This window comes from Actinomyces bouchesdurhonensis (genome assembly GCF_963540955.1).
Lineage (GTDB): Bacteria > Actinomycetota > Actinomycetes > Actinomycetales > Actinomycetaceae > Pauljensenia > Pauljensenia bouchesdurhonensis.
This window is the reverse complement of the sequence record NZ_CAUTSL010000086.1, coordinates 1-5,267: the sequence shown is the minus strand read 5'-3', so window position 1 is coordinate 5,267 and position 5,267 is coordinate 1. Positions and strand designations below refer to the sequence as shown.

The following is a 5,267-nucleotide window of genomic DNA, read 5'->3' as shown; positions in this document are numbered from 1 at the left end:
CGGGCGCCGGGGTGGTCGGCGTCGGCTCGGGCGCCGGGGTGGTCGGCGTCGGCTCGGGCGCCGGGGTGGTCGGCGTCGGCTCCGGGGCCGGGGTGGTCGGCGTCGGCTCCGGGGCCGGGGTGGTCGGCGTCGGCTTCGGCTCCACCGAGCCGTCTCCATCCGTACCACCGTTCGACTTCACCGAAGCCGTCGCTTCTAGCTTCATGCCGTTGATCTCGGCATGATTGGTGACGCTATTCTGGCCTTCAGGCACCTTCATCTGCTCAGGCGGGTAGGTGATGCAGGTCTTAGACCCTTCTGGGGCTGTGAACTTGATCGTGTTGTCGTCGATGCGATCAGCAGTAATAACTTCGGTTGTGGCCGGGTCCCACGTGGCAGCCTTCGCACAGCGGACAGTCGTTCCGAGCTTCGTGTCGAAGTCCTTGACCGTATATTCGGTACCAGGCGTTGCAATCCACTTGATGCCCCACCCGACGGTGCCGTTGTCGTTAGACCACCCAAACTTAATGCTGGACGGCTCAGCGTACTCGTAGTGGGCCGGACCATCACAATCACTTGTGCATGTGCCTTCGCCGTTCTTGTCACCCCACACAAGCTTCTTCACGGCCTCACCGTTGAGGGTGATCGTCCCCTCAGTCGTGCCGACAGCAGCGTCCTGAAGGCGTGCGCGCGCCCACCAGGTTCCCTTGACGTTGGTCTTGTCGGCGTAAGCTGCGGGGACCTGGGTCACCTTGCAGGTCAGCGTCGCCTCATCGGCGGTGCACTCACCGACAACAGATCCGTCATTGAGCGCGAAAGGGAACGATGCAGCCCACCTGAAAGGCGCACCACTCTCCGCCGGCACGGTCGAGACCGTGAACTGCTGGCCAATAGCCAGTCGCTCGACAGACCAGGTGCCTGCAACGTTGACCTCAGAAGAGGTCTGACGAGACAAGGACGTGGCCTTCGTGATCTCAGCCTTAATCTCAGGGGCGTTGTCGGCGCCATATGCGGCGCCGTAGGGCAGCGACATGGCTGCGATGGTGAGGGCGGCTCCTGCTGCCCAAATCTGCGTTTTCATCGGTCTGTCTCCTTCTTGTTATTTCGGATTGAGGGAAAGTAGGTGATACCGCGCTCGGCGCGATGCTGAGAGTCCTGCGCTTCGGTCTGACACGCGAGCGCTCGTTTCCTGGCCTGCCGCACGATCTCCCGCGCGGCTTGGTCGTGGCAGGGCCTGTCGTCTGCTGCTTCGAGGCGAAGTGGCAGCGGTGCCGTGCACGTCGAGTCGGTCATCACTCGACCCCCACAGGGAGGGAAGCGACGCGCATAACCTCGAGGACGACGCGGACCTTCTTCCGGTCGAGGTCGACGAACACGCGCGGCGTGTCGACCGCGAGGCAACCGTTGACCTCAGCCTCGAAGATCACGTCCTGCATTGCGAGGCACATGATGTGCGGGAGGGAGTCGTCTCCGGACTGGTCGTAGTACGAGAAATCCGCCGTGCGCTGCAGGAGCGTCGTGCCCTGCGCGCGGGCCTTGCCCGCGTCCTTCGCCATGCGCGCCGCGATGTCCTCGAGGGTCGCCGCGCGAGCCGAGCCGCGCCACACGATCCAGGTCAGGACAACCATCGACGCCAAGAGCGCCAGGGCAAGGCCAGCCAAGATGTCCGCGCTCACAGCGATCCCTCCCGCCACTCTGCGTAGACGAGGACACCGCCGACGACGGCCAGCGCGACGCCCGGGAAAAACAGCCACTCAGGCCACCCCTCCGGATTGTCGAGACCGCGCATCCCGAACGCGATCACCAGCGACGCCGCGACGCACACGCCCCCTATCAGCGACTTCCACGGCCACAAGCGCCGGCCGCGCATGTTATCCTTCTTCATGAGCATCTCCTTCTATTTGCTCTCGCGCCCCGCGTCGCAACCGCAGGGGCGCACTTCTTTACCTTCTTCGCCGGTGAACTTCACCAGCTCGCTTGCGGGGATCCTCAGCAGGCCCCCGACCTTGAACGAGCGGATCGCGCCCGACGCGATCAGCTCACGCACACCCGAGTCCGACGCCTCAATCAGCTGCGCAAACGTGCGCACCCGGTACGCGACCGGCTCCGGCGCTTCCCGCCTCATCGCGCCTCACCACGCTCAGCGAGATCCTCATCGGCGGAGCGCAGAGCGCCACACACACCGCGCACACACTCGCGGCAGCGCCCCGCCGACGAGGAAGATTTAGCCGCCTCACGCCTACGGCGCTCGCGAATGTCGTCAACGACCTCGATGACCTCAACGACTGCACCCAAGAGCAAGCAGCACACCATGCCAAGACAAGCGGCGATGAGCAGCACGATCGCGCAGCACGACATGACGCTCTGGCACGTCATTCCTCCTCACCGCCGTCCCAATCGACGCGGCGAGCCTGCAGGATGACCGAACCCGACGCTTTGTCCTGGATCGCGTACCCGTCCGATTTGGCCGGATCGTCGCCGCGATGCGCCCGGTACATCAGCTCCCACGCAGGCGTGCCGAGCGCTAGCCCGATCTTGTCGAGATCGACCGCGGTGAACCCGCGATGCCCGTTGAGCCGCAGCGAGATGTACGGACGCTTGAGGCCGGTTTTCTCCGCGAGATCAGTGATTGTCATGCCGACGCGAGCCGCTTCGTCGCGTATGACAGCGGCGAGGCGGTCGGCGTGAGTTGCCAGTGTTTGCATCACATCTCCATGTTCGTTGTCGCGAACGGTTACGCATCAAGTATGTTCGCAACAACGAACGTTGTCAAGTCGATTTGCAAAGCGTCGTTCGCATGTGCGAACATTGAACGTATGGGAAACGCACTTATCGCAGCTCCGCTAGATGCTGAGATTGCCCGACTGCTTTCTGAACAACAAAAACTATCCGGCGTCAGTCTCCGCGAGCTATCTCGCTTGTCTGGGGTGAAGCTCACGCGGCTCGGTGACATCCTTAAGCGCGGGCGCGCCGCCACCGCAGGCGAGCTCGAGAGAATCGCCGACGCTCTCGGGCTTGAAGGTTGGAAAGTGCTCTTTGTTGCACAGACAGGTCGCTCGTACACCGAGGCCGACGCTGCCCTCGCCGAGCGCCAATCTATGAAGGATGCGGGCAGCAGCAATCCCCTCTGATTACGCTCGATACCTGACATAGAACTGCCCCTGTGCCGCGAGAGGCTCGATTATCGACACAGGGGCAGAACCGACTTGTGAGACTGTCTTGCCATTTGACATATTTACCATATGGGTAACGAGCTGTGGTTCACGCGATCCGTCGCTCAGGTTCTGCGCGATCACGTCCTTACGATTGCGCACGTCCTCGGCGTCGACTCCGCGCCCTCGCTCGTCGAGGCGTGGTAACGACAGGCGCGGCGAGGCGGTGCTCATGCTCAGCATGTGGGAGTACTTGTCCCGCAACCGCTTCACTGATACAGTGAATCAGGTCATATTACTTATGAGGAGGCGAAGAGGCCATGCCTATTTTCGGCGGTAAGCAAATCGCAGAGCTACAGCAGAGACTCGCGATTGGGGAACAGCAGTACCAGGAAGCCAGGGGAGAGATTGCCCGACTCTCCGAGGAACTCGTCCGGCTTAGCGGCGAACTCACGGCTGCGCAGGCTGGTCAGGCAAACCTCCAGGCATTTGTTGATGCCCATGGCGGCAAGGCGGCATGGGAAGCAGATCAGGCCGCTGAGCATGCGCGCCAGGCGCTCCAACAGGTTCGCACCCAATGCGCAGAACAAGAACAGGGAATCCGCGCTGATTTGGAGCGACTTATAAACGAGGAGGCAGCCCTGCAGGAGAAGCTTCACCCCATGCGCGTCCAAGTCAAACTAGAAGAAGCAGGTTTCACTGAGTATGATCACCCTGCAAAAGATTCTGTCGAGCTGGCGGCCGCTTTGCGAGACCTTCGAAAAGACGTACAAATGGCAGTTCGAAGCTATAGCGCAGTTGAATCGCTTGATGATTTCGAGCCTCCCCACACGAAAAGCGGCCGGAACAAACTCGCGAAAGATTCAGCAAGGCTTGCGCTAATGGCTTTCAACTCACAGGTTGATTCAATCATCGAAGCGGCAAGCGCTCGAAACTACGAAGCAAGCCTCGCGAAGATCTTCAAGGCCGCAGAGGTTGTTGAACGACAATGCACTGTCACCGGCGTGAGGGTCAAGCCAAACTACGTGGAACTCCGCGCTCGAGAACTGCAACTCGCAGTCGACCATCTCAAAGCAAAGCAGCTGGAAAAAGAGCTGGAAAAAGAACGCAAAGCAGAACTGCGAGAGCAAGCAAAAGCGGAGCGAGAACTCCAAGCCGAGAGGGAACGCCTCGAAAAGGAACGGCAACACTACCTCAACGTCCTCAAGACGGTCGAAGAAATCGGTGACGAAGCTGAAACTGCGCGCCTCAAGCAGCAGATCGTCGAAATTGAAAAGGGGATCAACGACGTCGAGAAGCGCGAGGCCAATATCCGTGCAGGCTATGTCTACGTCATCTCGAATATCGGGTCTTTCGGCGAGCGGATGGTCAAGATCGGCATGACACGCCGCCTCGACCCCATGGACCGCGTCCGCGAGCTCGGAGACGCGTCCGTGCCATTCAACTTCGATGTCCACGCCCTGTTCTTCTCCGACGATGCAGTGGGAGTCGAAACCGAGCTTCACCACCGCTTCGCAGCCAAACGCGTCAACCGCATCAATGCGCGGCGCGAGTTCTTCTACGCAACCCCCACAGAGGTCCGAGACGCCCTCAAGGACATCGCCGGAAACCTCCTCGAGTTCACCGAAGAACCAGAAGCGGAGCAGTATCGGCTCAGTCTCGAAGAAGCACGCGCATCCGCTCAATGCTGAGGACGCTGCTTGTCCCCGCACCCCTCCATGCGAGTACTGCGGTGCCAAAAGTGTCAATTTTGCTTCACGCGGGTCTCCATGCGCGCGATCATTTCCAGCTCGTAGGCCTCATCCGAGCGCTGATAACGCGCGGCCATGTCCGGGTCAGACCAGCCATACCGAGTCATCAGCGCTCGCGTCGTGGCGCCCGCCTGGCCGTACCTGGTGGCTGAGTAGTGGCGGAGTGCGTGCCAGCCGCCGGAGTGCCCGTCTAGTATCTCGATACCTGCGGCGGCCTGCGCGGCAGTGAGCAGGCGTGTGAGCGCCGTGTCGCGCGCATAGCCCGAGCCGCGCAGCGCCGGGAACAGGATTGCCTGCGGGCCGGGCGCGACGTGGTGACGCAGATGTGCACGCATCGTGGTAGCGGTCGACGCCATGAGGGCCACGGTCCGCACGCCCGCGGCCG

Annotated in this window: 9 protein-coding genes; 2 read left to right on the top strand and 7 right to left on the bottom strand. The window is 61.6% G+C overall.

All coding sequences use genetic code 11. The features are described from left to right. The 6 genes from RYL44_RS09885 to RYL44_RS09860 form a co-directional block, all read right to left on the bottom strand. Window positions 1-1,060, bottom strand: a 1,060-nt coding sequence (locus RYL44_RS09885; protein ID WP_314975878.1) for a hypothetical protein, incomplete at its 3' end; no start/stop codon positions are given. A 211-nt stretch (window positions 1,061-1,271) separates the two neighbouring features. After that, window positions 1,272-1,655, bottom strand: a complete 384-nt coding sequence (locus RYL44_RS09880) for a hypothetical protein (protein WP_314975877.1) — start codon at window positions 1,653-1,655, stop codon at window positions 1,272-1,274. After that, entirely contained in the window at window positions 1,652-1,864 is a 213-nt protein-coding gene (locus RYL44_RS09875) for a hypothetical protein (RefSeq protein ID WP_314975876.1), read from the bottom strand. The genes RYL44_RS09880 and RYL44_RS09875 overlap by 4 nt, the downstream gene beginning before the upstream one ends. Before the next feature lie 12 nt (window positions 1,865-1,876). Beyond that, on the bottom strand, window positions 1,877-2,104 hold the full coding sequence (locus RYL44_RS09870) for an excisionase family DNA-binding protein (RefSeq protein WP_314975875.1): 228 nt from the start codon (window positions 2,102-2,104) through the stop codon (window positions 1,877-1,879). Then, window positions 2,101-2,355, bottom strand: coding sequence for a hypothetical protein (locus RYL44_RS09865; protein WP_314975874.1), 255 nt, complete (start codon window positions 2,353-2,355; stop codon window positions 2,101-2,103). Before RYL44_RS09865 ends, RYL44_RS09870 begins: the two co-directional genes overlap by 4 nt. Further along, entirely contained in the window at window positions 2,352-2,684 is a 333-nt protein-coding gene (locus RYL44_RS09860) for a helix-turn-helix domain-containing protein (RefSeq protein ID WP_314975873.1), read from the bottom strand. The genes RYL44_RS09865 and RYL44_RS09860 overlap by 4 nt, the downstream gene beginning before the upstream one ends. Window positions 2,685-2,795: 111 nt before the next feature. Here RYL44_RS09860 and RYL44_RS09855 point away from each other — a divergent pair, with 111 nt between their 5' ends. Both RYL44_RS09855 and RYL44_RS09850 read left to right on the top strand, forming a co-directional pair. Further along, the gene (locus RYL44_RS09855) at window positions 2,796-3,110 is read left to right on the top strand and encodes a helix-turn-helix domain-containing protein (protein ID WP_314975872.1); all 315 of its coding nucleotides are present in this window, start codon (window positions 2,796-2,798) and stop codon (window positions 3,108-3,110) included. A gap of 341 nt (window positions 3,111-3,451) precedes the next feature. Continuing rightward, window positions 3,452-4,822, top strand: coding sequence for an SNIPE associated domain-containing protein (locus RYL44_RS09850; RefSeq protein WP_314975871.1), 1,371 nt, complete (start codon window positions 3,452-3,454; stop codon window positions 4,820-4,822). Between the two features lie 53 nt (window positions 4,823-4,875). Here RYL44_RS09850 and RYL44_RS09845 read toward each other — a convergent pair. Next, window positions 4,876-5,267: tyrosine-type recombinase/integrase (locus tag RYL44_RS09845; RefSeq protein WP_314975870.1), on the bottom strand; the 392-nt coding region annotated here is incomplete at its 5' end.